At 38.4% G+C, this 23,374-nt stretch carries 23 protein-coding genes; all 23 read right to left on the minus strand.

Going from position 1 to position 23,374, the window contains the following annotated elements:
• Positions 1 to 128: 128 nt before the first annotated feature.
• The 23 genes from JCM9157_RS05260 to ystJ all read right to left on the minus strand — a co-directional run bounded on the left by JCM9157_RS05260 (position 129) and on the right by ystJ (position 23,278).
• Positions 129 to 1,154 carry a glyceraldehyde-3-phosphate dehydrogenase gene (locus tag JCM9157_RS05260; RefSeq protein ID WP_035662868.1) on the minus strand — a complete coding sequence of 342 codons (1,026 nt, stop codon included), beginning with the start codon at positions 1,152 to 1,154 and terminating at the stop codon, positions 129 to 131.
• A gap of 429 nt (positions 1,155 to 1,583) precedes the next feature.
• Positions 1,584 to 2,177, minus strand: coding sequence for a dephospho-CoA kinase (gene coaE / locus JCM9157_RS05265; protein WP_276563940.1), 594 nt, complete (start codon positions 2,175 to 2,177; stop codon positions 1,584 to 1,586).
• Between the two features lie 79 nt (positions 2,178 to 2,256).
• Entirely contained in the window at positions 2,257 to 2,892 is a 636-nt protein-coding gene (ytaF, locus tag JCM9157_RS05270) for a sporulation membrane protein YtaF (protein WP_035662872.1), read from the minus strand.
• A 62-nt stretch (positions 2,893 to 2,954) separates the two neighbouring features.
• Positions 2,955 to 3,779: a DNA-formamidopyrimidine glycosylase gene (gene mutM, locus JCM9157_RS05275; RefSeq protein ID WP_035662874.1), complete on the minus strand. Its 825-nt coding sequence runs from the start codon at positions 3,777 to 3,779 to the stop codon at positions 2,955 to 2,957.
• Between the two features lie 11 nt (positions 3,780 to 3,790).
• The gene (gene polA, locus JCM9157_RS05280; protein WP_035662875.1) at positions 3,791 to 6,415 is read right to left on the minus strand and encodes a DNA polymerase I; all 2,625 of its coding nucleotides are present in this window, start codon (positions 6,413 to 6,415) and stop codon (positions 3,791 to 3,793) included.
• 100 nt (positions 6,416 to 6,515) lie between these two features.
• Positions 6,516 to 7,448, minus strand: a complete 933-nt coding sequence (gene hflC, locus JCM9157_RS05285; RefSeq protein WP_035662877.1) for a protease modulator HflC — start codon at positions 7,446 to 7,448, stop codon at positions 6,516 to 6,518.
• On the minus strand, positions 7,448 to 8,401 hold the full coding sequence (gene hflK, locus JCM9157_RS05290; protein ID WP_173401245.1) for an FtsH protease activity modulator HflK: 954 nt from the start codon (positions 8,399 to 8,401) through the stop codon (positions 7,448 to 7,450). Before hflK ends, hflC begins: the two co-directional genes overlap by 1 nt.
• Positions 8,402 to 8,938: 537 nt before the next feature.
• A complete protein-coding gene (locus JCM9157_RS25990; RefSeq protein ID WP_369384698.1) occupies positions 8,939 to 9,376 on the minus strand; it encodes a sensor histidine kinase in 438 nt (145 codons plus the stop codon).
• Positions 9,377 to 9,519: 143 nt separating this feature from the next.
• Positions 9,520 to 10,239, minus strand: coding sequence for a PAS domain-containing protein (locus tag JCM9157_RS25995; RefSeq protein ID WP_369384699.1), 720 nt, complete (start codon positions 10,237 to 10,239; stop codon positions 9,520 to 9,522).
• A 32-nt stretch (positions 10,240 to 10,271) separates the two neighbouring features.
• The gene (locus JCM9157_RS26000) at positions 10,272 to 10,715 is read right to left on the minus strand and encodes a hypothetical protein (RefSeq protein WP_369384700.1); all 444 of its coding nucleotides are present in this window, start codon (positions 10,713 to 10,715) and stop codon (positions 10,272 to 10,274) included.
• Positions 10,708 to 11,433, minus strand: coding sequence for a response regulator transcription factor (locus JCM9157_RS05300; RefSeq protein WP_035662880.1), 726 nt, complete (start codon positions 11,431 to 11,433; stop codon positions 10,708 to 10,710). The genes JCM9157_RS26000 and JCM9157_RS05300 overlap by 8 nt, the downstream gene beginning before the upstream one ends.
• 254 nt (positions 11,434 to 11,687) lie before the next feature.
• Complete coding sequence (mdh, locus tag JCM9157_RS05305) at positions 11,688 to 12,632, minus strand: malate dehydrogenase (protein WP_035662882.1); 945 nt, start codon at positions 12,630 to 12,632, stop codon at positions 11,688 to 11,690.
• Between the two features lie 158 nt (positions 12,633 to 12,790).
• The gene (icd, locus tag JCM9157_RS05310; protein ID WP_035662884.1) at positions 12,791 to 14,059 is read right to left on the minus strand and encodes an NADP-dependent isocitrate dehydrogenase; all 1,269 of its coding nucleotides are present in this window, start codon (positions 14,057 to 14,059) and stop codon (positions 12,791 to 12,793) included.
• Positions 14,060 to 14,166: 107 nt separating this feature from the next.
• Positions 14,167 to 15,282 carry a citrate synthase gene (citZ, locus tag JCM9157_RS05315; RefSeq protein ID WP_035662885.1) on the minus strand — a complete coding sequence of 372 codons (1,116 nt, stop codon included), beginning with the start codon at positions 15,280 to 15,282 and terminating at the stop codon, positions 14,167 to 14,169.
• A gap of 213 nt (positions 15,283 to 15,495) precedes the next feature.
• A complete protein-coding gene (locus JCM9157_RS05320) occupies positions 15,496 to 15,945 on the minus strand; it encodes a DUF441 domain-containing protein (protein ID WP_035662886.1) in 450 nt (149 codons plus the stop codon).
• Between the two features lie 72 nt (positions 15,946 to 16,017).
• A complete protein-coding gene (locus tag JCM9157_RS05325) occupies positions 16,018 to 16,413 on the minus strand; it encodes an FxsA family protein (RefSeq protein ID WP_035662887.1) in 396 nt (131 codons plus the stop codon).
• A 79-nt stretch (positions 16,414 to 16,492) separates the two neighbouring features.
• Entirely contained in the window at positions 16,493 to 18,247 is a 1,755-nt protein-coding gene (gene pyk, locus JCM9157_RS05330) for a pyruvate kinase (RefSeq protein WP_035662888.1), read from the minus strand.
• 39 nt (positions 18,248 to 18,286) lie between these two features.
• On the minus strand, positions 18,287 to 19,246 hold the full coding sequence (pfkA, locus tag JCM9157_RS05335) for a 6-phosphofructokinase (RefSeq protein WP_035662889.1): 960 nt from the start codon (positions 19,244 to 19,246) through the stop codon (positions 18,287 to 18,289).
• Positions 19,247 to 19,453: 207 nt separating this feature from the next.
• Positions 19,454 to 20,437, minus strand: coding sequence for an acetyl-CoA carboxylase carboxyl transferase subunit alpha (gene accA, locus JCM9157_RS05340; RefSeq protein ID WP_035662890.1), 984 nt, complete (start codon positions 20,435 to 20,437; stop codon positions 19,454 to 19,456).
• 14 nt (positions 20,438 to 20,451) lie between these two features.
• Complete coding sequence (gene accD / locus JCM9157_RS05345) at positions 20,452 to 21,297, minus strand: acetyl-CoA carboxylase, carboxyltransferase subunit beta (protein ID WP_035662891.1); 846 nt, start codon at positions 21,295 to 21,297, stop codon at positions 20,452 to 20,454.
• Positions 21,298 to 21,364: 67 nt separating this feature from the next.
• The gene (locus JCM9157_RS05350) at positions 21,365 to 21,853 is read right to left on the minus strand and encodes a FadR/GntR family transcriptional regulator (protein WP_369384701.1); all 489 of its coding nucleotides are present in this window, start codon (positions 21,851 to 21,853) and stop codon (positions 21,365 to 21,367) included.
• A 53-nt stretch (positions 21,854 to 21,906) separates the two neighbouring features.
• Positions 21,907 to 22,029, minus strand: coding sequence for a hypothetical protein (locus JCM9157_RS26005; protein ID WP_369384702.1), 123 nt, complete (start codon positions 22,027 to 22,029; stop codon positions 21,907 to 21,909).
• A gap of 31 nt (positions 22,030 to 22,060) precedes the next feature.
• Positions 22,061 to 23,278, minus strand: coding sequence for an NADP-dependent malic enzyme (gene ystJ / locus JCM9157_RS05355; protein ID WP_035663034.1), 1,218 nt, complete (start codon positions 23,276 to 23,278; stop codon positions 22,061 to 22,063).
• Positions 23,279 to 23,374: the final 96 nt, after the last annotated feature.

Consider the following 23,374-nt stretch of genomic DNA (forward strand, 5'->3'; position numbering starts at 1 on the left):
AGTTTTTTAACCTGAAAAATACTGCCCTTTTCTCAATTTGTATGCTATTTGGACTGGCATTTCATCTGATTTCCAAACAACATTTAGGGTTTAGGATCTCACAACAATATGAACACTATTCAACTATTTTAGTGTACGTGAATGGTTTGTTTTATTTTATCGGCAACATAAGAAACAAGATCGACTACTCTGCAGGAATAGCCCCACTCGTTATCGTACCAGGCAAGTACTTTGACCTGTCTGTTATTCATAACCATCGTTGATAAACCGTCAATTATGGAAGAATGTTCATCTCCATTAAAGTCAATGGACACGAGCGGTTCTTTTGTAAAGCCGAGAATGCCCTGTAGTTCATTATTGGCAGCCTGCTTTAAAATCTCATTCACCTCTTCAACCGATACATCTTCTTTCACGTTGACAACTAAATCAACAAGTGAAACGTTTGGAGTAGGGACTCTAAGAGCCATACCGTTTAATTTACCTTCTAAGTGAGGAAGGACTTTCGCAATCGCCTTTGCTGCTCCGGTAGATGTCGGAATAATGGACTGTCCGCAAGCTCTAGCTCTCCTGAGATCTTTATGTGGATTGTCGATATTTTTCTGGTCATTTGTATAAGAGTGAATTGTCGTCATCATGCCACTTTCAATTCCAAATGCTTGGTCAAGTACTTTCACAACAGGAGCTAAGCAATTGGTTGTGCAAGAAGCATTTGAGATAATATCATGCTGATCATGATCATAACTATCTTCATTTACCCCCATTACAACCGTTACATCCTCTTGCTTACCTGGAGCAGTAATTACAACTTTTTTTGCACCGGCTAGTAAATGTAAGCCAGCTGTCTCTTTTGTTTTGAACTTACCAGTCGCTTCAATGACAATATCGATCTTTAGATCGCGCCAAGGCAACTCCCGTGGATCTCTTGATTGCAGGAGTTTGATTTCTTTCCCATCTACTATTATCGAATGTTCTTTTGCGACTACATCTAACTCATATATCCCATGAATGCTGTCATATTTAATTAAATGTGCAAGCGTTTCAGCTGGGTAACTAGCATTTATTGCGACTATATCAAATAATTGTTCCCTCATTGCTTTTCTAAAAACCATTCGACCGATGCGGCCAAAACCATTAATTGCAACTTTCGCCTTCATTAGAATGACTCCTCTCACAATATAAGTTATACTCTATATCCCTTTTATAGTAAATAGTATATCACATTAAAATTATATTGCCATTCTTTTCCGGATATTTCGGTGAAAATAAGGTTTTTGTCTTAAGATTTTTCCATTGTCACACTCACAGCAAACATGAAAAAGTTGTTTTTATGATAATAGTGCTCCGAAAATGGGCGTTATCTCTTAGTGAAGTGGAGTGGAAGTCACTCGACTCCTGCGGGATATAGAGGTAGCGGCGAGACCCCGCAGGCAAAGCCGAGGAGGCTCGACACCTCCCCGCGGAAAGCGAGTGACTGGAGCGGAATGTAACGATCACGTCATATCCGCTACAAGTCTTTTCAAAAAATCTCAAATAAAAAAGTGCTTAAATCGGGTGAGTAAGGCTTACACCACGATTTAAACACTTTATAAGATGGACCATTCTTTTAAGATGAACAGCAATTGTTCCTTGGTTTGCTCTGTTGTTTGTGAATTATCAATAATAAAGTCGGCTCGGTCACGCTTGTGAGCTAATGGCATTTGAGATCCAATTCGCTGTTTAGCATCTTCTATTCCTGCCTGGTCTCGGTTCATTAACCTTTGAACCTGTGTATCCTCATCGACATAAACTAAGATGACTTTTTCAACTAAATAAAATAAATCACTTTCAAATAGAAGAGGGATGTCATAAACAATCGTCTTTTCTCCATTTTTCAAGTGAAATTGTTTTAGTTCCTCCATACGATTTCGTACCGCAGGATGAACAATTTGATTTAACACTTTCCGTTCTTCTGGATTCTTAAAAATAATGGCTCCTAACTGTTTTCTCGCAAGTGTGCCATCTTCATTTAGCACCTTGTCACCAAAATGATTTCGAATCGCTTGTAACGCACTCGTCCCCGGTTCAACTACTTCGCGGGCAACTTGATCTGCATCTATAACAGGTATACTTAGCTCGGTAATCATCTGACTTACTGTTGATTTTCCGCTAGCAATACCGCCCGTTAAACCAATTAACATTCTTATCCTCCAAGAGATTCGGCTTAAAATAACTGTAACTCCCTAGATCACGACCTAGAAAGTTATTAAAAATTAAAAACTATAAACTAAAAATGCCTATCACAATAAGCAATAGTCCTGGGATAAAGGAAAATTTCTTCATTAATTTGGAATCTGAAAAACGATTCCCACTCTTCATTCCGAGCGTCACACATAAAGCACTCATTGTTGCAACACTGATCGCCATCCAAATTGGTGAAAACCCAATTAACGCCGCACCTATTCCCGCACCAAATGCATCAAGTGAAAGGGCAACGCCAAGTAGAAAGGCTTCACGACCTGTGATAGTTCCAGAGTTATCAAAGTCGGCAACCATCGGTTTTCTCAGGATTCGAATCACAACACCTAATACTTTAATTTCAAAATTTAAGATTACTTCATCTCCTTTTGTTTTCACTTCATTCTTAGCAGGACGATATACTTGATACAACGCCCACGCACCAATCATTATTAAAATGATTCCTCCTAAGGACTCAGCAAAACTTGGAGACAAATAAGTCTGAATCATGTTTCCAAAAAACATCGCAATTAAAATAGAGGTAGCAGAACAACCAGCAATAAACAACAATGATCTCCATGGCAATTTCATCTTTCGTAAGCCGTATGTTAACCCAACACCAAAGCTGTCAAGACTAACAGCAAGTGCGATCGCTAATAAGGAGAGAATCTCAACCATCATGATAAGCTCCTTCCATTCAAACATACGATAGTATATGGCAGGAGCCTATCCAATGTACTTTATTTTTGGCAATTCACACAAAAATGCGTTCCTCTGCCACCTACTACAGACTTAGAAATTTCGTTTCCGCATTGATGACAAGCTTCTCCCTTTCGACCATACACTTTTAACTGCTGCTGAAACATTCCCATTTCACCTTGACCATTGACGTAAGATTTAACTGAGCTACCTCCTAAGTCAACTGCTTCTTGTAGTGTTTGAACGATCTCTTTATGTAAAAGAGATAATTCATCGCTCGTTAAGGAAGACGCCAGTCGATTCGGAAGAATTCCAGCTCGAAACAAAGCTTCATCTACATAAATATTCCCAAGCCCTACCACTGTTTTCTGATCAAGTAAGACGACTTTTACCGTTCTCGTCGTTTTTTTAAAAGCTTCCTGTAATAATTCGGCTGTAAAGCGCTCTGAAAAAGGTTCAACACCTAATTGTGATAAAGGCATGTACTGTTCTTCTGTGCCTTTTTTAAAAAGGTGCATCGTTCCAAATTTCCTCACATCTTGATAGCGTAATTCGGAGCCATCCGTAAATCGGAAAACAACATGAGTATGTGGAGGAAGTTCCTCGTCTTTTTGGAAAAGTCCATAACGACCTTCCATCCTGAGATGAGAAACCATCGTAATATCATCAAGTACGAACAGAAGAAACTTCGCCCTTCTGTTCACTTCATGAATGGTTTGCCCAATTAACTCAAGCTTGAATTGTTCAACATCATCAGGTCTTTTTATGATATTGGCCCATTTTACATCTACTCCGGCAATCGTCTTCCCTATAACTAACTGTCGCAGCGTTCGACTAACTGTTTCAACCTCTGGAAGTTCTGGCATCGTATCTCCCCTTACTTCGCGTCATACCATGTTTCTCCGAAAGAAACATCTGCCTTTAATGGAACTCGTAGTTCCACAGCTTGTTCCATCACTTCTGGCACAAGTTTTAGCATGATATCCACTTCATTTTCTGGCACTTCAAAAATAAGTTCATCGTGTACTTGTAAGAGCATTCTGCTTTGTAATTGTTCTTTTTCTAATCTAATCGCCATTTCAACCATTGCTTTTTTAATGATATCAGCTGCCGTACCTTGAATAGGCGTATTCATCGCTGTTCGTTCAGCAAAACTACGCTTGTTAAAGTTACGACTCGTTAAATCTGGTAAATAACGTCTTCGCTGAAGCAAGGTGGATACATAACCTTTTTCTCTTGCATCCTCAATAATATTATCCATATATTCTTTAACTCGTGGATAGCTCGCAAAATAACGCTCAATAAATTGCCCCGCTTCTTTCCTTGTAATGCCTAAACTTTGAGATAAACCAAAGTCACTAATTCCGTAAACAATCCCAAAGTTTACAGCTTTCGCACTACGACGCATATTCGACGTTACCTCTTCTGCACTCACATGGAACACGTCCATCGCAGTCTTGGTATGTACGTCCATATCCGTTTGGAACGCCTCGATTAATTTCGCGTCTTCAGAAATATGAGCAAGAACTCTAAGCTCAATTTGCGAATAATCTGCCGCAAGAACTTTCCAGCCAGCTTCGGATGAAATAAAAGCCTTTCTAATTCTTCGTCCCTCTTCTAGTCGAATCGGTATGTTTTGTAAGTTGGGGTCGGTTGAGCTTAAGCGACCTGTTTGTGTTAAAGCTTGATTATATCTTGTATGAATTTTACTCGTGTCTTCTTTCGTAACCTTTAATAAGCCTTCAATATAGGTCGAATTTAGCTTACCCAACTGTCTGTAATGGAGAATATACTCAACAATTTCATGATCCTCTGCAAGCTTTTCAAGAACATCAGCAGAAGTGGAGTAACCTGTTTTTGTTTTCTTCACTGGAGGCAATCCAAGCTTTTCAAATAGAATTTCACCTAACTGCTTTGGTGAATTAATATTAAAAGTTGTTCCAGCTAACTGATGGATTTTTTTCTCGAGGTCATTCAAGCGAAACTCTAAGTCCTCACCCATTTGCTGCAATTGTTCTTTATCCACTTTTACCCCTGTCGTTTCCATTCGGCCAAGTACAAGTGATAAAGGCATTTCTAAATCGCGAAACAATGCTTCTTGCTCATTTTCTTTTAATTCCGCTTCAAGTACTGGCTTTAGCTGATAAAGAGCCATTGCTTTTCTCACTAAGTGCTCAGCTAATTCGTCTTGTCCTGGAATTCTCCGTTTTGCTCCTTTGCCGTAAACAAATTCATCCTCTTGAAGTTGTCCAATTCCTTTTCTCATTGCAACATCACTAATATTATGCGAAGAAAGAGACGGATCGAGTAAGTAGGAAGCCATTTGTAAATCAAAGACAACCCCATTTAATAAGATTCCTTGCCATCCTAAAGAAACAACAGCCTGCTTCGCATCAAAAACTGAGATTTTCGTTGATTCATCTTTTAACCAATTTACAAAAGCTACGGAGTCTAAAGCTTTTTCAGTGGGGATAAAAAAGCGACCTTTTTCGTTAACTAATGCGAAGCCTTCAATTGGAGCTTGATGATAATTTTCATCCAATACTTCGACTATAAGAGCCGCTTCGGTCGTAAGGTGCTTGTCTTCCACTTCTTCTAGAATGTCGAACGTAATCTCTTCTAGTTCAATTTCTTCCGCACCTTCTGTATCGAACTTAGTAACTAACGAAGTAAACTCAAGTTCTTTCATGAAGTCTACAACTTTCTTCTGATCATAGTCACCGAAACTCAGGTCATCAATCTCCGTGTCAAAAGGCACTTCTAAAAAGATGGTTGCGAGTTCTTTACTCATAAGGGCTTGCTCACGGTTTTCTTCTAGCTTTTCTTTCATCTTCTTACCAGAGATTTGATCAATCGATTCCAATACTTTTTCAACTGAACCAAATTCCTTTAAAAGCTTAAGCGCTGTTTTTTCACCGACTCCAGGTACACCAGGGATATTATCGGAACTATCTCCCATGAGTCCTTTCATGTCGATAATCTGATTAGGCGTAATTCCGTACTTTTCCTCAATCAAAGCTTCATCATATGCTTCAACATTTGTAATTCCTTTTTTCGTTAAAACAACCGTTACTTTGTCTGATACTAGTTGAAGTAAATCTTTATCACCTGAGAAGACTTTTACGTCGAAATCTTTATTAGCAGCTTTTTTAGCAAGTGTGCCAATAATATCATCGGCTTCATAGTTTTCTAATTCAAACCGTGAGATGTTAAACGCATCAAGTAACTCCCTTACTAAAGGAAATTGCTCAGAAAGTTCTGGTGGCGTTTTTTGACGTCCCCCTTTATATTCATCAAACGTTTTATGACGAAACGTTGTTTTACCAGCATCAAAAGCAACTAACATATGTGTTGGTTTTTCTTCTTCTATGATTTTTAATAACATCGTTGTAAAACCATAAACTGCATTTGTGTAAACGCCTTTTTCATTGTTTAACAGCGGTAAAGCAAAAAAAGCGCGATACGCTATGCTATTTCCATCTATTAATACGAGCTTCTTCAATTGATAAGCCCCTTTCTCTTCTGTTTTCTTTCATTTATTGTAGCATAGCAACCGCAAAATGAGAAAAAAGAGAGCAACGAATGTCGCTCTCTCATCTTAGTTATTCCGTATATCCCATTAAGATTCTTGCATATGGTGAATTAGATGGAAGTACGATAACAGTCTCCTCACCTATTGTCTTTTCATATGACTGAAGGGTACGATAAAGCTGATAAAACTCTGTATCACGTCCAAATGATTCGTTGTAGATACGAGCAGCTTCTGCTTCCCCTTCCCCTTCAATTTCTTTCGCATCGGCATTAGCGGTTGCGATCATTTCTGTTACTTCACGATCTGTTGACGATTGGATACGATTAGCTTCCGCATCCCCTTGTGATAAGTACTCTTGTGCAGTTGCATGACGCTCAGAAATCATTCGGCTATAAACAGCTTCTTCATTTTCTTGTGGCAAGTCGGTACGCTTCATCCGAACATCAGTTAAAACAATGCCGTAGTTACCACGTTCCAATGCATCATTTACTCGATTTCGAACAAGCTCATTAAAGTTACCTCTAGAAGAAGTTTCTTCATTGATAATTTCATCAAAGTCTAATTGACCAAGTTCAGCACGAATTGCCGAGAAAATTAACTCACCCATAATGGCTTCCGCTTGCTGTTCGGTTCTTGCATTTGCAATCATTAACTGCGGGCTTTCAATTCTCCACAAAGCGTAATGATCAGCTAACATTCGCTTTTTGTCTCGTGTATTGATTTCAGCTGGCGGAATGTCATAGACCATTTGATATTTCGGTAAAGTGGTAACTGATTGGATAAAAGGTATTTTATAACTTAAGCCAGGTTCAGATTCGATTCGTACAACCTCACCAAATTGACGAACGACTTTGTACTCTCCTTGTTCCACAATAAATAGATTGCTAATAATCGTTCCAAGAAGTACAACCAATATAATTCCTATAGCACCAAGTTTTGCATACTTTCTCCATTCATCACTTGGTCGACGTTCATTAATATCTACAATGTTATCATCACTCATTAGTTACTTCCTCCTTCAGCAGCGGTATTTTGCCCACGCTCAAGTGGCCTAATTGGTAAATAGCTTACAGTATCATTGTTACTATCCATAATGTAAATCTCAGTACTAGGCAAGACAGTTTCTAACGTTTCTAATACAAGACGTTGACGAGTGACATCTGGATTAACAAGATACTCTGTATACAAAGCGTCAAACCTAGCTACATCCCCACGAGCACGCTCAATTCGCTCTGCTCGAGTTCCTTCCGCTCTAGAAATAATCGCATCCTTTTCCCCTTCAACTTCATTAATAAGCTGATTACGATATCTTGTAGCTTCATTAATTTTGGTTAGACGTTGCTCACGAGCATCGGTTACCTCTGTAAATGCACGACGGACTTCCTCTGTAGGTAGTTCGACATCCTGTAATTTAACATCTTGTATACTTACACCAATTTGATAGATTTCAAGCAGTTTAATTAAATTTTCAAAAACTTGGGCTTCCACCTCAGGTCTTTGATCTGTTAGTACATCATCTATTCTTGTGCTACCAATTACACCACGTAAAGCAGCAGAAGTAGCATTGTAAAGTACTTGCTCTGCATTTACCGTACTATAAAGGTATTGTTCCGGATCGCTAATTCTCCACTGTACCGCTAAGTCAGCATAAAGAATATTTTCATCGCCTGTTATCATTTTAGCTTCGTTTGTAAATTCAACAACTTCTCCGCCTTCTTCTTGATAACCAACTTGAAGCGTGTACGTACCTCTTGATAAAATTTCTACTCTTTGGATTGGCCAAGGCATCTTAAACTTCAAACCTGGCTCAGAAATCGTGTCCTCTACTTTTCCAAAAGTTATAAGTGCTGCTTGTTCAGATTCATCGACTATGTACCATCCTGTGATTAAAAACAGAGCAAGGATGGCTCCACCAATTAAGGTTACAAAGCCAACGAGTAGTTGCTTAATCGTCATCAAATCATCCCTTCGCAATAATCTCTACTTATCTACGGATTTACCTTAGAAAAGTTTCACTATTCTTAATGTAATTCCATTCTTTTTCATTATAGTACAATTTTTTGCGTTATTGGGCTTGAATAACAAAACTATGTATATTGTAGATGGTGGTTATGGATAAAATTAGTCGGTGGGTTTGAGCTTGGGAAGGTTAGTAGTTTGCGGGGATTTGAACTATATTGACATGAGCGTAAGTCGTGGCATTGGCTCCGTTCGCTACTCGCCTTCTATGAGAAAACCGTTCATAGAAGGCTTAAGGGCTTGTAGCGACTCCGCTCAATGCATAGGTTTTCAATAAATCGGCAAGGGCGGCCGATTTATTGAAAACCTATAAAAAGGATGTGAGCATAAGGGGGTGCTCACATCGTAAAAGGGGATGTACTTTGTTCAAATAGGAACTAGCCTATTTGATCGGCAGTGATGAAACCGTTCTATTACATTGTAATTAGACAACGTTAAGCTTGTATAAAGCGGTTGTAAATGTTTTGTAAACGTTTATTCATCTGGTTGCTGCCGTTCTTTTTTTAGTTCGATCGAGAAAGTCGTTCCTTTGCCTATCTCACTATTCACTGTAATCTTAGCAGCGTGCGCTTCTACTAAATGTTTTACAATTGCCAGTCCTAGACCTGTGCCTCCAGAATTTCTACTTCTAGCTCTGTCGATCCGGTAGAATCGTTCAAAAATTCTAGGAAGTTCATTTTCACTAATTCCTACTCCTGTATCTATTACATCTAGTTCGACTCTGCTGTCTCTTCCTTTTAAGAAGATCGTCACTTTACCACCAGACGGGGTGTACATAATCGCATTATTTACTAAATTAATAGCGATTTGTTTTAAACGTGCTGCATCCCCTTCTAATGTCGTATCTCCTTCTATAACTAAATCTAAAAAAATGTCTTTAGTTGATGCTTTTTCTTTCAGTAAATCATACACCTCTTCAATGATTCGCTTTAAATCGGTTGTAGCCCAATTAAGCTTAAAGTAGGATTGTTCTATTTTTGATAATTCAAGTAGTTCTTCGATTAACGTTTGTAGTCGTTCACTCTCTTTTGCAATTATATTTAAAAACTTAACTCTTAATGCTCAGAATTCATTGCCCCGTCCAAGAGCGTTTCCGTAAAGCCTTTAATAGATGTAACAGGCGTTTTTAATTCATGAGAAACATTAGCTACAAAATCTGTTCTAACTTGCTCTAATTTTTTTAAATCGGTTATATCATGAAGGACAAGCACAATTCCTTTTAAGTTCCCTCTATTACTCATAACCGGAGAGCCGAACACTTCAAAATGCCGCATTTCAAGGTGAACTGGAAAATGGATTTGCATCCTTTGGTGTTCTTCCGTCATAAAAATCGTTTGCACAACTCGGATAACCTCTTTATGTTTAATTACATCATGGTAAAGTTGATTTAGCCAGAGGTCGGTATTCTCTTGAAAAATCGTTCTACAAGCACCATTTATAATCGAGATATCCCCTTTGGTGTTAATAAGAATGAGGCCACTCCCCATGTTTTCAATTAACGTTTCCATTCGTTCCTTCTGAGCTTGATGTCTTCTTGTAAGTTGTTCTAGATTATAAGCTAATATATTTATTGACCTTGTTAACTGACCTATTTCGTCCCGCTTACCTTCTTGAGTTCTTGCTTTATAATTTCCCTCTGCTAATTCATTGGCAACCACTGTTGCACTTTCTATTGGACGAATCATCTCATTAGCTACACGATAGGTTATCGAAACAATAATAATGAAAGCAATTGTAAAACTAGTTAGCAAAATTCCCCAAATGATTTGGTCCATTTCTGCTAATTCCTGAGTCGATAAACCTAATCTTAGGTACCAACTGTTTCACGCTCTGGGTTAAATATTCGTACTGCATAATAAAGTAATTCGTCCCCAACTGTATCACTATAACGAATTTCTCTTCCTTCTAAATTTCTTTCTACTGCAATAATTTCTGGTCTAGTCCGGTGGTTATCCATTAAAGCAGGATCAGTTGCCGATTCACCAATAACAGTACCATCTAATAAAATAATCGTTACTCTCGCATCTAATGCCTTTGAAATATCAAGTGCAAAGCGTTGAGCTGTATCAGCTCTAATCCCTTCTTCTCCTATTACATAGGCCGCTAACTCAGCTTCTTTTTCGATTCGGTCAGTTAGATTATTCACATAAAAAGATTGATATAACTGTCCAATCACTATTCCAAGACCAGTCATAACTAGAAGAGTAGTTAGTAATATGGCTGATATCAGCTTAAAACGTAGCTTAGACATTCAAAATAGGCTCCTCTAACTTATACCCAAGCCCTCTTATTGTTTTTATATAAACTGGTTTCTTTGTGTTCGTCTCAATTTTCTCACGAAGATGACTAATGTGTACATCAACTATTCGAGTGTCTCCAACAAATTCATAATTCCAAACAGCATTTAAAAGTTGATCTCTTGTTAATACTCGACCTTTATTTGTAGCAAGGTAAAGAAGCAATTCAAATTCCTTAGGTGTTAACTCAATAGGTTGATTCTTAAACAATACTTCATAATTCTCAGGATGTATTTCAACTTCACCGAATTTAATCGTTTCTGATTTAGTATCATTTTTTCCAGTTGTTTCTTCTACAAAAGGTGGATTAACCCTTCTCAAAATAGCTCGAACTCTGGCAACGACTTCCCTCGGGCTAAATGGCTTAGTCATATAATCATCTGCACCTAGCTCTAGTCCAAGTACTTTATCAAATTCATCATCTTTAGCTGTAAGCATTAGGATCGGTGTCATTACTTTGTTTAATCTTAAGTTTTTACATACATCTAGACCATCCATTTCAGGTAACATCAAGTCCAAAATTAACAAATCAAAAGTTTCATTAGTTGCGAGTTCTAGCGCCGTTGCACCGTCCATCGCTGTTGTTACATCAAAACCAGATTGCTCCAAATTAAACTGTAGTAAAGTGACAATCGATTCCTCATCATCAACAATTAATAAACGCTGTGACATGTTCCATCCTCCAGAAGCCATTAAAAGGCATTATATTACAGTTTACCGCTGCCAAACATCCAAGTACATCTATCTTCTCTATTTTTTATAATTTAAGTATAGCAAAAATTAGCATAATACGGATAACTCTATTTTTAGATTATTGAGATGTTAATAGGAATGTCGAAAAAAGCAACTGGCTCTTTTATTTTACTTCTACATCCTGACTAGGTCTAATACAAAAAGCACCGCAAAAATGCGGTGCAGTCAGATCATTAAGCTTTCGGTAGAGCGGACATAACATTACGAACAGATTCAACAGATTTTGCAAGAGCCACTTGCTCGTCTTCTGTTAGATCTAGTTCAATGATTTTTTCAATTCCGTCTCCCCCAAGGATTGTCGGAACGCCAACGTAAAGGTCACTATATCCATATTCACCTTCTAGGTATGCAATTGTAGGGATCACACGTTTCTTATCTTTTATGATGGCTTCGACCATTTGCGTAAGAGATGCGGCCGGAGCGTAGTAAGCACTTCCGTTACCTAAAAGACCAACAATTTCTCCGCCACCTTTTCTTGTGCGTTCAACAATAGCATCTAGACGGTCTTTTGAAATAAGCTTTTCAAGCGGCACTCCGCCAGCAGCGGAATAACGGATCAATGGAACCATGTCATCGCCATGTCCACCTAGAACGAAACCAGTGATATCTTCAACAGAAAGGTTTAACTCTTGAGCCACAAACGTACGGAAACGAGCTGTGTCAAGAACACCTGATTGACCAATTACACGATTTTTAGGGAAACCTGATTCTTTAAATACGGTGTAAGTCATAGCATCAGCCGGATTTGTTAAAACAATGATATAGCAATTTGGAGAGTATTTAACTACTTCTCTTGTTACTGCCTTCATAATTCCTGCGTTTGTGTTAACAAGGTCGTCGCGGCTCATGCCAGGCTTTCGTGCGATGCCTGCTGTGATTACAACCACATCAGAATCTTTCGTATCTTCATAATTAGAAGTACCAACAATATTTGAGTCGATTCCCGCAACAGGTGTAGCCTCCATCATGTCCAGAGCTTTACCCTTTGTTGGGCCTTCCATTTGTGGAATATCGAGAAGAACAACATCACCAAGTTCTTTTTGAGCTACCATTAGAGCTGTAGTAGCCCCAGTAAACCCTCCACCAATTACGGAAATCTTTCTACGTTTAATTGCCATGATACACACACTCCCCTATTAAGTAATAAGTTCAGTATCCCAAAGTTACATGGTTAAAGTCAAATTCATCCATTTCTATCAGATGAATTAAAGCGCTTTCAAAGTTTTTACAAGAAAACCAAAAGGGAAATCCGTCCTTTTGGTTTTCTAATTAATAATTATAGATTTTTGATAAGCTCGTCAGCGAAACCAGAGCAAGATACTTCTGTCGCACCATCCATTAAACGAGCGAAGTCGTAAGTTACTACTTTACTAGCGATTGTTTTATCCATTGCAGACATGATCATATCAGCAGCTTCAAACCAACCTAAGTGACGAAGCATTAACTCTCCAGAAAGAAGAACTGAAGATGGGTTTACTTTATCAAGACCAGCATATTTTGGAGCTGTTCCGTGTGTTGCTTCAAAAATTGCGTGTCCTGTATCGTAGTTGATGTTTGCTCCTGGAGCAATACCAATTCCACCTACTTGAGCAGCAAGTGCATCAGAAATGTAGTCACCATTTAAGTTCATTGTAGCTACTACATCAAACTCTTTAGGACGAGTTAAGATTTGTTGTAAGAAGATATCAGCAATTGAATCTTTTACAATGATTTTGCCAGCAGCTTCAGCTTCAGCTTGAGCTTGGTTAGCAGCGTCTTTACCTTCAGTTTCAACTAGCTTATCATATTGTGCCCAAGTGAATACTTTATCTCCGAATTCACGCTCAGCCAACTCATAACCCCAGTTTTTAAACGCTCCTTCAGTAAACTTCATGATGTTTCCTTTATGAACTAGAGTTACACTCTTACGACCTTCATCAATTGCATATTGGATTGCTGCACGAACTAGTCGGTCTGTTCCTTCTTGAGATACTGGCTTAATACCAATTCCTGAAGTTTCAGGGAAACGAATTTTGCTTGCTCCCATTTCATTTTGTAAGAAAGCGATAAGCTTTTTCACTTCTTCAGATCCTTCTTTGTACTCAATACCAGCATAGATATCTTCTGAGTTTTCACGGAAGATAACCATGTCTGTGTCTTCAGGACGTTTAACTGGTGATGGAACACCATCAAAATAACGAACCGGACGTAGACAAACATAAAGATCTAGCTCTTGACGAAGAGCAACGTTTAAAGAACGAATACCGCCACCGATAGGAGTTGTTAATGGTCCTTTTATAGCAATTAGATATTCACGCACAGCATCTAAAGTAGCTTCAGGTAACCACTCACCAGTTTGATTAAATGCTTTTTCACCAGCAAGGATTTCTTTCCACTCAATTTTCTTTTCACCATTGTAAGCTTTTTCAACTGCTGCATCTAATACGCGTGAAGCTGCAGCCCAAATGTCAGGTCCAATACCGTCTCCTTCAATGTAAGGAACGATTGGATTATTAGGTACATCTAGCACACCATTGTTTACTTTAATTACTTCTCCCATGTTCATAACCTCCTAAGATAATAAGAAAATAATAAGACCATCTAGTCTAATGTAGCTAATATTCTGCCTATTTGTCAATCTATGTACAGGGAGGATCTCCCCCCGAGCACGCTTTAGCGTTGTTCAATTGGAATATATGTTTGTTTTCCTGGTCCTACATACTCAGCACGCGGACGGATCAGGCGATTATTACTGTATTGCTCTAAGATGTGAGCTAACCATCCTGATGCACGACTTACAGCAAAAATAGGTGTAAACAAATCATGCTTAATACCTAAGCTATGGTACACACTTGCAGAGTAAAAATCTACATTTGGAAGAAGACCTTTCTCTTTTGTTACCATATCATTAATTTTTGTAGACATCTCATACCACTTAGTTTCACCAGTAATTTCAGTTAACTTTTTTGACATGTCTTTCAAATGTTTCGCACGTGGGTCACCATCTTTATAAACACGGTGTCCAAAGCCCATAATTTTTTCTTTATTATCTAACGCTTTTCGAATATAAGGTTCTACATTCTCAACTTTATCAATATCCATCAACATGTTCATAACCGCTTCATTAGCACCACCGTGTAATGGACCTTTTAGCGCTCCTATTGCAGCAGTGATTCCAGAATAAACATCAGATAAAGTTGCCACACAGACTCGAGCTGTAAACGTTGATGCATTCAACTCATGGTCAGCATGCAATACAAGCGCTTTATTAAAGGCATTAACCGCAATCTCGTCTGGTTCATTTCCAGTTAACATGTATAAGAAATTCGCAGCGAAAGCAAGGTCACTACGTGGTGCCACAGGCTCTAATCCTTCGCGAATACGTGAAAACGCTGTCACGATCGTAGGGATCTGAGCTTGAATCTTGATTGCTTTTAAACGATTAGCTTCCTCTTCCATTACATCTGCTTCTTCATCAAATAATGCCAAACTTGAAATAGCTGAACGTAATGCTGCCATCGGATGAACCTTATCAATAGGATAAGCTTTCATTTGCTCTATAATTTGATTAGGAATTTCTGCATGGTTAGCAAGTTCTTGAGTAAATTGACTTAACTCAACTGAATTAGGTAAACGTCCATTCCATAGGAGGTAAACAACCTCTTCAAAACTCGCATTATCTGCTAAATCATCAATATCATACCCTTGATAAGTAAGGACACTTTCAATAATGGAACTAACGCTAGATGTCGTTGCTACAATTCCTTCTAGACCACGAGTTGTACTCACGTTAACCTCTCCTTTTCTTCAAAACTTATTTTCCCCATATAGTAAATGCTTACATTTCTAATATCATAGAATGTAGCTATTCTATGTATAAGGATTTCACAACTTCTATTATAACTATATATTAAGCTTTTGTGAACGTTTTCTTTGAAAGTTGTTTTTAGATTCTTTATTTTTCTGCAGTTTTAGTAAGAACCAAATACTTAATGTTCAAAATTATCCCCATAGATTCGAAAGAAACGAAACCAGTCTCATTGCAAAATAAGCAATTCCAGCACCAATTAAAGGCCCTACCGCAACTCCTTTGAAAAGAGCTACAGCTAATATCGTTCCAAAAACTAAAGCGGTTGTTATATGAGGATCATTTTTCAACAAATCAATTCCATTTGCTGCAATAATTGCTACTAATATACCAGCTCCTAAAGCGATCCAAGCATAAGATGATTTAACAGCTTCTCCTAATTGCTTAAATCCAATTTCCCCTGTGACAATTGGTGTTAAGACAGCAATTGTAATGACGGTTACTCCAATATTAATTCCTTTTTGTTGAAAGAGTGGGAATAACTTATCACCTAAACCAACCCATTTTACGACAAGTAACACTCCGACAGCTACCATTAATGATTGATTTTTAGCGACAACTGCCACTCCTAACAACACTAACATAAATATCGACGCTTGTGACAGAGAAAAGTCCTCCTTAAATTAAAAAAATTAATTCTCACCCATAGACTTTACTTACCTTCTATTCACCACAATGAAATTGCCGTTTTTAATCATGGTATGGAATAACTTCAAAAGAAGAGCTTTAGCGTAAGTTCTCGTTTTCGGGATTAATAAAAAGAAGCCAATCGCATCTGTAATAAATCCTGGTGTTAGTAAGACTACACCTCCGATTAAGATACAAATTCCATCTAAAAGTACACCGCTTGGAAGCTGCCCCTGCTGAGCTTGTAATTGAGCTAACCTGATGGCTTGAAGCCCTTCTTTTTTTGCTAGCCAAGCGCCGAGAACCCCTGTTGCAATGATTAGTAAGATCGTTGGCCATACTCCTAAAACATTTCCAGATAAAATTAGTACAGCAATCTCTAGAGCCGGTACGATAATAATGAGTAGTAACAATAGTCGAAACATGACATTCTCCTTTATACGAACAGATTGTTGGGTTTGTTAAAAGGAAAAGGAGAAGGGAATTCCCTTCTCCTTAACAGTATTATAGTACACTCGCGTGGCCTCTGTAAATGTCGCCACGAGCACTATCAACAGTGATCTCTTCACCATCTTTAAATAGATCAAGTGCTCCTTCCACACCTACGATAACAGGAGTACTTAAATTCAACCCAACCACTGCTGCATGAGAAGTTAATCCGCCTTCTTCTGTAATGACTGCAGCTGCTTTTTCAAATGCAGGAATCATATCTTTATCTGTGCTGTAAGTAACAAGGATAGAGCCTTCTGTTGTTTTTTCAAGCGCTTCTGCTGCGTCTCTAGCGACCACTACTTTACCCGCTGCAGATCGACGGCCAATGCCTTGACCTTTTGCTACTACTTCACCAATAACATGAACTTTCATGATATTAGTCGTGCCTGTTTCTCCTACAGGAACACCCGCCGTAATGACTACTAAGTCACCTTGCTTGATTGAGCCTGACTCAAGGGCAGTTGAGATTGTAGAATCAAACATCTCATCTGTTGACGTACAGTGTCTACCTTGAATTGGATAAACGCCCCAAACTAAGTTTAATTTACGGATCACTTTTTCATTGCTTGTAACAGCGATGATAGGCGATTTTGGACGATATTTAGAAACGATACGTGCTGTGTGTCCACTCTCAGTTGCAGATAGAATGACTGCAGCTGTAAGGTTAGAAGCTGTGTGAGCAACGGACTGCCCAATAGCACTTGTAATCGTAGTTGTTTCTTCTTTTGTTTTCTTCCTTAGCATTGCACTATAGTTAAGAGCTTGTTCTGTGCGTGTAGCAATATTATGCATCGTTTGAACTGACTCTACTGGATAATCTCCTGCTGCTGTTTCACCTGATAGCATAATTGCATCTGTACCATCAAAAATCGCGTTCGCAACATCACTTGCTTCTGCTCTAGTTGGTCTTGGGTTACGTTGCATGGAGTCTAACATTTGAGTTGCTGTAATAACAGGTTTTGCTACGAGATTACATTTTTTAATTAATGATTTTTGAACAAGTGGAACTTCTTCAGCTGGAATTTCAACTCCTAAATCTCCACGAGCTACCATTAAACCATCTGATACTTCAAGAATTTCGTCGATGTTATCGACACCTTCTTGATTCTCAATTTTAGGAATGATATGAATTTCCGAACCATTGTTATTATCAAGTAACTCTCTTATTTCTAGAACATCCGTAGCTCTTCTTACAAATGAAGCTGCAATGAAGTCAACACCTTGTTCGATACCAAACTTTATATCAGCAATGTCCTTATCTGTTAATGCAGGTAAATTTACACTTACATTTGGAACATTAACACCTTTTTTATTTTTAAGCGTTCCACTGTTCATTACTCTAGTAACAAGTTCATTATCAAGAACTTCGGTTACTTCAAGTCCAATAAGTCCATCATCTAGTAGTATTTTAGAACCAGGTGACACGTCGTTTACTAGACCTGGGTATGTAACAGAAATCTTCTTGTTATTTCCAACAACTTCTGTCATAGAGATGATCAGTTCGTCTCCTATTTTTAACTCAGCAACACCATTTTCAAGCTGTTGTGTGCGAATTTCTGGACCTTTTGTATCAAGAAGAATCGCTACTGTTTTTCCTGTTCGCTCTGAAGCTTCACGAATGTTTTTAATTCTAGCTCCATGCTCTTCGAAATCACCATGTGAAAAATTTAATCTTGCTACGTTCATTCCAGCTTCAATTAAAGCCGTTAGTTTCTCGACTGATTCACTTGCTGGTCCAATGGTACAAACGATTTTTGTTTTACGCATAATTGCCTCCTGATATTTAGGTTAATAAATTTATATTAATTAAATCGATAATTGCTCTGATAGCTTGTACATTTCTAAATCAATCGTGTGCTTTCTTGAAAGGGCTTCATTTATATCATGATAGACAAGTTCATTCTTTTCAATTCCAACAGTCACGCCGGCCTTACCTTCTAGTAACAAATCAACTGCTTTTGCGCCAAGACGACTAGCAAGAACACGGTCAAATCCAGTTGGCGAACCACCACGTTGAATATGGCCAAGTACTGTTACCCTAGTTTCAAGATCCATTTCTGCTTCAATTCGTTTTCCAAAATCAAAACCGCTTCCGACACCTTCAGCAACAACAATGATACTGTGTTTCTTACCTCGATCTTGGCCTCGCTTCAACTTGGCAATAATGTCGCTCATTTCATAATTTGCTTCAGGAATCACAATTGTCTCTGCTCCATCAGCAAGACCTGACCATAAAGCTAGATCCCCTGCATGACGCCCCATTACTTCAATCACATATGTACGCTCATGAGATGTTGCAGTATCTCGAATTTTATCTATGGCATCTATTACTGTATTTAAAGCCGTATCAAATCCAATGGTGAAATCTGTACCAGGAATATCATTATCAATCGTGCCTGGAACTCCAATGGTTGGGAAGCCATGTTCTGTTAGCTTTTGAGCACCTCTATAAGAACCGTCTCCTCCAATTACTACTAAACCTTCAATTCCAAACTTCTTTAATTGTTCAATTCCTTTTTGCTGGCCTTCAAGCGTTTTAAATTCTTCACAACGAGCTGTATATAGCATTGTACCACCGCGATGAATAATATCACCTACAGAGCCTAGTTCCATTTTTTTAATGTCACCATTAATTAATCCTTGGTACCCGTAAGAGATTCCATAAACTTCAAGCTCATGATAAATCGCTTTACGAACAACCGCTCGAATTGCTGCATTCATTCCTGGTGAATCCCCACCACTAGTTAAGACTCCAATCCTTTTCATGTTAAAAATCCTCCTCAATCTTGAAAAGATATCTATATAAATTTTTAATAAAAAGCCAAGTCATTATAGGATGTGTATTTCCTTATCATTTCATGACCCTTTTCATATAATCTAAAACATCCCACTCAATAAAATACCACTTTACTTAAGTAAACACAATCCAATAACTGCCAACGAAAAAAATGCTTCCTAAGTAGCTGGAAGCATTTAACCTTTATTTACAGGCATGACATCGTTTACATGTGTATATTGGCCAATATTTTTATATTTTTGGTATCTTTGTTCAATGAGCTCATCTTTTGATAAGCTACTTAAGCTTTGAATCGATTGATTTAAAACTTGATCCATTTTTTCTGATTGCTGCGCGACATCTTTGTGCGCACCACCTTTAACTTCATGAATAATCTCATCGATAATTCCAAGCTCTTTTAAATCTGGAGCGGTAATTTTCATTGACTCTGCTGCTTTTTGAGCAAGTGATGCGTCTTTCCATAGTAAAGCTGCCGCACCTTCAGGAGAGATAACTGAATAAGTAGAGTTCTCTAGCATATGGATATGGTTTCCAACTCCTAATGCTAATGCACCTCCACTACCACCTTCTCCAATCACAATGCAAACAACAGGTACTGTTAGTCCAGCCATTTCAAGGAGATTCTTGGCAATCGCTTCACTTTGTCCGCGTTCTTCTGCTGCTTTACCTGGGTATGCCCCTTTTGTGTCAATAAAACAAATGATTGGACGATTAAATTTTTCCGCCTGTTTCATTAAACGTAACGCTTTACGGTAACCTTCAGGATGAGGCATACCGAAATTACGACGAATATTCTCTTTAGTGTCTTTCCCACGTTGGTGCCCAATAACTGTGACAGAGCGCCCCTTATACTTAGCAATTCCGCCTACAATAGCAGCGTCATCTCCGTAAAAACGGTCTCCATGCATCTCTAAGAAATCCGTAAACAAATACTCAATGTAATCGAGAGTTGTCGGTCTTTCGTGGTGTCTTGCAATCTGAACGCGTTCCCATGGCTGAAGATTGCCATAAATATCTTTTTCTAATTGATGTAAACGATTTTCAAGTTTTTTTATTTCATCTGTTAGATCAATTTCTTTTTCTTCGGTAAAAGTCCGAAGCTCAGAGATCTTGTTTTTTAATTCTAAAATCGGTTTTTCAAAACCTAATTCACTTGCCATGAGTACACCTCCCTTTATGAAGAATGAATGTCCAGTATTTTCGTCAGTGTTTCCTTCATTTCTAAACGTGGGAGAACTCGATCAAGTTGTCCATGTTTCAAGAGAAATTCAGCTGTCTGAAAATCTTCAGGTAACTCTTGACGAATAGTTTGTTCAATTATTCTTCTTCCTGCAAATCCAATTAACGCCTTTGGTTCGGCAAAATTATAATCTCCTAATGATGCAAAACTAGCAGAGACTCCTCCCGTTGTCGGATGAGTCATAATCGAAATAAATAACCCACCTTGTCGATTCAACTTTTGAAGGGCAGCGCTTGTTTTAGCCATCTGCATTAAACTTAATACACCCTCTTGCATTCTCGCACCACCGGATGCTGAGAATAAAATAAAAGGAATACCCATCTCAATTGCATATTCTACCGCTCTTGTAATCTTCTCGCCCACAACAGAACCCATACTTCCCATACGAAATCTCGGATCCATTACTGCGATCACTAGGTCAAGATTATTAAGTGAGCCTTTTCCTGTGACAATCGCTTCATTTAAGTTACTTTTTTTTCTATCCGCTTCTAGTTTCTCTTCGTATGTTGGAAAATCAAGTGGATTTTTACTAATCATATTTTTGTCAAACTCTACAAATGAACCTTCATCAAGTAAACTGTCGATACGCTCATATGCAGTCATGCGAAAATGATGTCCACAAGAATCGCAGACTTTAAGGTTCTTGTCCAATTCTTTCGTATACATGATCGTTCTACAAGATGGACATTTAGTCATCAGACCTTCTGGAACTTCTTGTTTTGCCCTTTCAGAAGGGATTGTTGCGTACCTTTTCTTCTTTTTCAGAAAATCCTTAAGCATTTTCCCACCTCATTGGCTTAAGCTTTATATATTTTATTCTATGCTTTTAAAAACATAATAGTACAAGCTAAAAGCGACTATTTTCTAAGTGACGACTCATTGCAAGCATCGCTTGTTTGCAATCACGCTTTTTTAATGCCAGATAAATATTTTCGTGCTCTATTAGTGCAAGAGACATTCTACCTTCACGTTTTAGTGAGCGCTCAATCGCAACTTTATTGTATTCAACTAAAGACACCCATAAATTTAACAGCAGTCGATTGTCACACGCTTCTACAATCGTTCTATGAAACAAATAATCTTCTTCAACAGGCAAATCACCGTGAGCCCATTCTTCCTTCGCTTGAACTAAAAGTTGATAAAGTTTCTCGATGTACTCTTCTGTTATTCGATCACAAGCTAATTTCAACGCCTCAAGCTCTATTATTCGTCTTGTTTCAGTTAAATCCTTCCGAGCATTTTCATCTTTCAATAAAAAGGACAAGAGTATTTCTACTAAACGATAGCTACCAAATGGCTTAATATAAGTTCCTTCACCACGTCTTGTTTCAATCAAATCTAGCAGTTCAAGCGCTCTTAAAGCCTCTCGGACAGAAGAGCGACCAACATCTAGCGGTCGCTCAGCTCTCTTTCCGAAGGCAATTTATCTCCACTTCCAAGTTGATCATCATTTATAATGTTATTAATTTGTTTAATAACTTCAATGTAGACTTTTGGTTGTCCTGATGACATAAGTCACCCTCACCTTCAATTGCTTAAATAGTTAGTTTGATGCGCCGTCTCCAATTAAAGCAAGTTTCTTTGTTTTTTCAGCAACTTTTTCTGGGTCAACTTTTTTACGAGCTACACCTGTTTCCATTGCTGTTTTCGCAACAGCTGCTGCCACAGCAGGCGCTACACGTGGATCAAATGGTGCTGGAATCACATAGTCAGCAGTTAATTCTGACTCTTTTACTAAATCGGCAATTGCATAGACAGCAGCTACTTTCATTTCCTCGTTAATGTGAGTAGCCCTTACATCAAGTGCTCCGCGGAAAATACCTGGGAACGCTAATACATTATTGACTTGGTTAGGGAAATCAGAACGACCCGTACCAATTACTTTTGCTCCTGCTGCTTTCGCTTCCTCAGGCATAATCTCTGGCGTAGGGTTTGCCATTGCAAAAATAATAGGATCTGGATTCATGCTTTCAATCATTTCTTTTGTTAATGCACCAGCGACAGACACTCCAATAAAGACATCTGTTCCTTTGATAACATCAGCCAAGTTACCTTCTAATTTAGCAGGATTCGTAAATTTAGCTACCTCTGCTTTCATATCATTCATTCCATATGAACGCCCTTCAAAGATAGCTCCTTTAGAATCACACATAATAATGTCACGAACACCCATTCGTTGCATCAGTTTAATAATAGCTATCCCGGCAGCTCCTGCTCCGTTAGCAACAACTTTAATCTCAGACATTTTCTTGCCTGTTATTTTTAACGCATTGATTAAACCGGCTAACGTAACAATCGCTGTTCCGTGTTGGTCATCATGAAAGATTGGAATATTTGTTTCTTTTTTCAGTCTTTCTTCAATTTCAAAACAAGCCGGTGCTGCTATATCCTCTAAATTAACTCCGCCAAAAGTTGGCTCTAGTAATTTTACTGTTTCAATAATTTTTTCTGTATCCGTTGTACGTAAGCAAATTGGAAACGCATCAACGCCAGCAAATGATTTAAAAAGTACTGCTTTTCCTTCCATTACTGGTAGAGAAGCTTCTGGTCCGATATTACCCAGTCCAAGTACAGCTGTCCCGTTACTCACAACAGCAACCATGTTGCCTTTCATTGTGTATTCATAAACTGTCTCAACGTCTTCAAAGATCTCCTTGCAAGGCTCCGCCACACCTGGAGAATACGCTAAACTGAGGTCTTTTGCATTTCGCACTTCTACCTTTGCTTTTGATTCTAGTTTCCCCTGATTAATACGATGCATATGTAGGGCTTCTTCTCTAGTTGTTGCCACAACGTCACTCTCCTTTTAGAAAATAGTTTTTATCTGCTTGATAAACAACTGGTCTGACCACCTAAA

It is taken from the genome of Halalkalibacter akibai JCM 9157, from assembly GCF_000513135.1.
In the GTDB taxonomy this organism is placed as follows: domain Bacteria; phylum Bacillota; class Bacilli; order Bacillales; family Bacillaceae_D; genus Halalkalibacter; species Halalkalibacter akibai.

Bases quoted from the DNA above. Each gene is read 5' to 3' on its own strand.
- JCM9157_RS26005 (WP_369384702.1), bottom strand. From the start codon at position 22,029: ATGTCATCAGGACAACCAAAAGTCTACATTGAAGTTATTAAACAAATT.
- icd (WP_035662884.1), bottom strand. From the start codon at position 14,059: ATGAACATGGGAGAAGTAATTAAAGTAAACAATGGTGTGCTAGATGTA.
- JCM9157_RS05260 (WP_035662868.1), bottom strand. From the start codon at position 1,154: ATGAAGGCGAAAGTTGCAATTAATGGTTTTGGCCGCATCGGTCGAATG.
- JCM9157_RS05320 (WP_035662886.1), bottom strand. From the start codon at position 15,945: ATGTTAGTGTTGTTAGGAGTGGCAGTTGTCGCTAAAAATCAATCATTA.
- ytaF (WP_035662872.1), bottom strand. From the start codon at position 2,892: ATGGTTGAGATTCTCTCCTTATTAGCGATCGCACTTGCTGTTAGTCTT.
- accD (WP_035662891.1), bottom strand. From the start codon at position 21,297: ATGCTTAAGGATTTTCTGAAAAAGAAGAAAAGGTACGCAACAATCCCT.
- hflK (WP_173401245.1), bottom strand. From the start codon at position 8,401: ATGACGATTAAGCAACTACTCGTTGGCTTTGTAACCTTAATTGGTGGA.
- pfkA (WP_035662889.1), bottom strand. From the start codon at position 19,246: ATGAAAAGGATTGGAGTCTTAACTAGTGGTGGGGATTCACCAGGAATG.
- JCM9157_RS05300 (WP_035662880.1), bottom strand. From the start codon at position 11,433: ATGTCACAGCGTTTATTAATTGTTGATGATGAGGAATCGATTGTCACT.
- JCM9157_RS05325 (WP_035662887.1), bottom strand. From the start codon at position 16,413: ATGTTTCGACTATTGTTACTACTCATTATTATCGTACCGGCTCTAGAG.
- mdh (WP_035662882.1), bottom strand. From the start codon at position 12,632: ATGGCAATTAAACGTAGAAAGATTTCCGTAATTGGTGGAGGGTTTACT.
- pyk (WP_035662888.1), bottom strand. From the start codon at position 18,247: ATGCGTAAAACAAAAATCGTTTGTACCATTGGACCAGCAAGTGAATCA.
- coaE (WP_276563940.1), bottom strand. From the start codon at position 2,177: ATGTTAATTGGTTTAACGGGCGGTATTGCTAGCGGAAAATCAACAGTA.
- mutM (WP_035662874.1), bottom strand. From the start codon at position 3,779: ATGCCAGAACTTCCAGAGGTTGAAACAGTTAGTCGAACGCTGCGACAG.
- accA (WP_035662890.1), bottom strand. From the start codon at position 20,437: ATGGCAAGTGAATTAGGTTTTGAAAAACCGATTTTAGAATTAAAAAAC.
- hflC (WP_035662877.1), bottom strand. From the start codon at position 7,448: ATGAGTGATGATAACATTGTAGATATTAATGAACGTCGACCAAGTGAT.
- ystJ (WP_035663034.1), bottom strand. From the start codon at position 23,278: ATGCATCGTATTAATCAGGGGAAACTAGAATCAAAAGCAAAGGTAGAA.
- JCM9157_RS26000 (WP_369384700.1), bottom strand. From the start codon at position 10,715: ATGTCTAAGCTACGTTTTAAGCTGATATCAGCCATATTACTAACTACT.
- JCM9157_RS25995 (WP_369384699.1), bottom strand. From the start codon at position 10,239: ATGGACCAAATCATTTGGGGAATTTTGCTAACTAGTTTTACAATTGCT.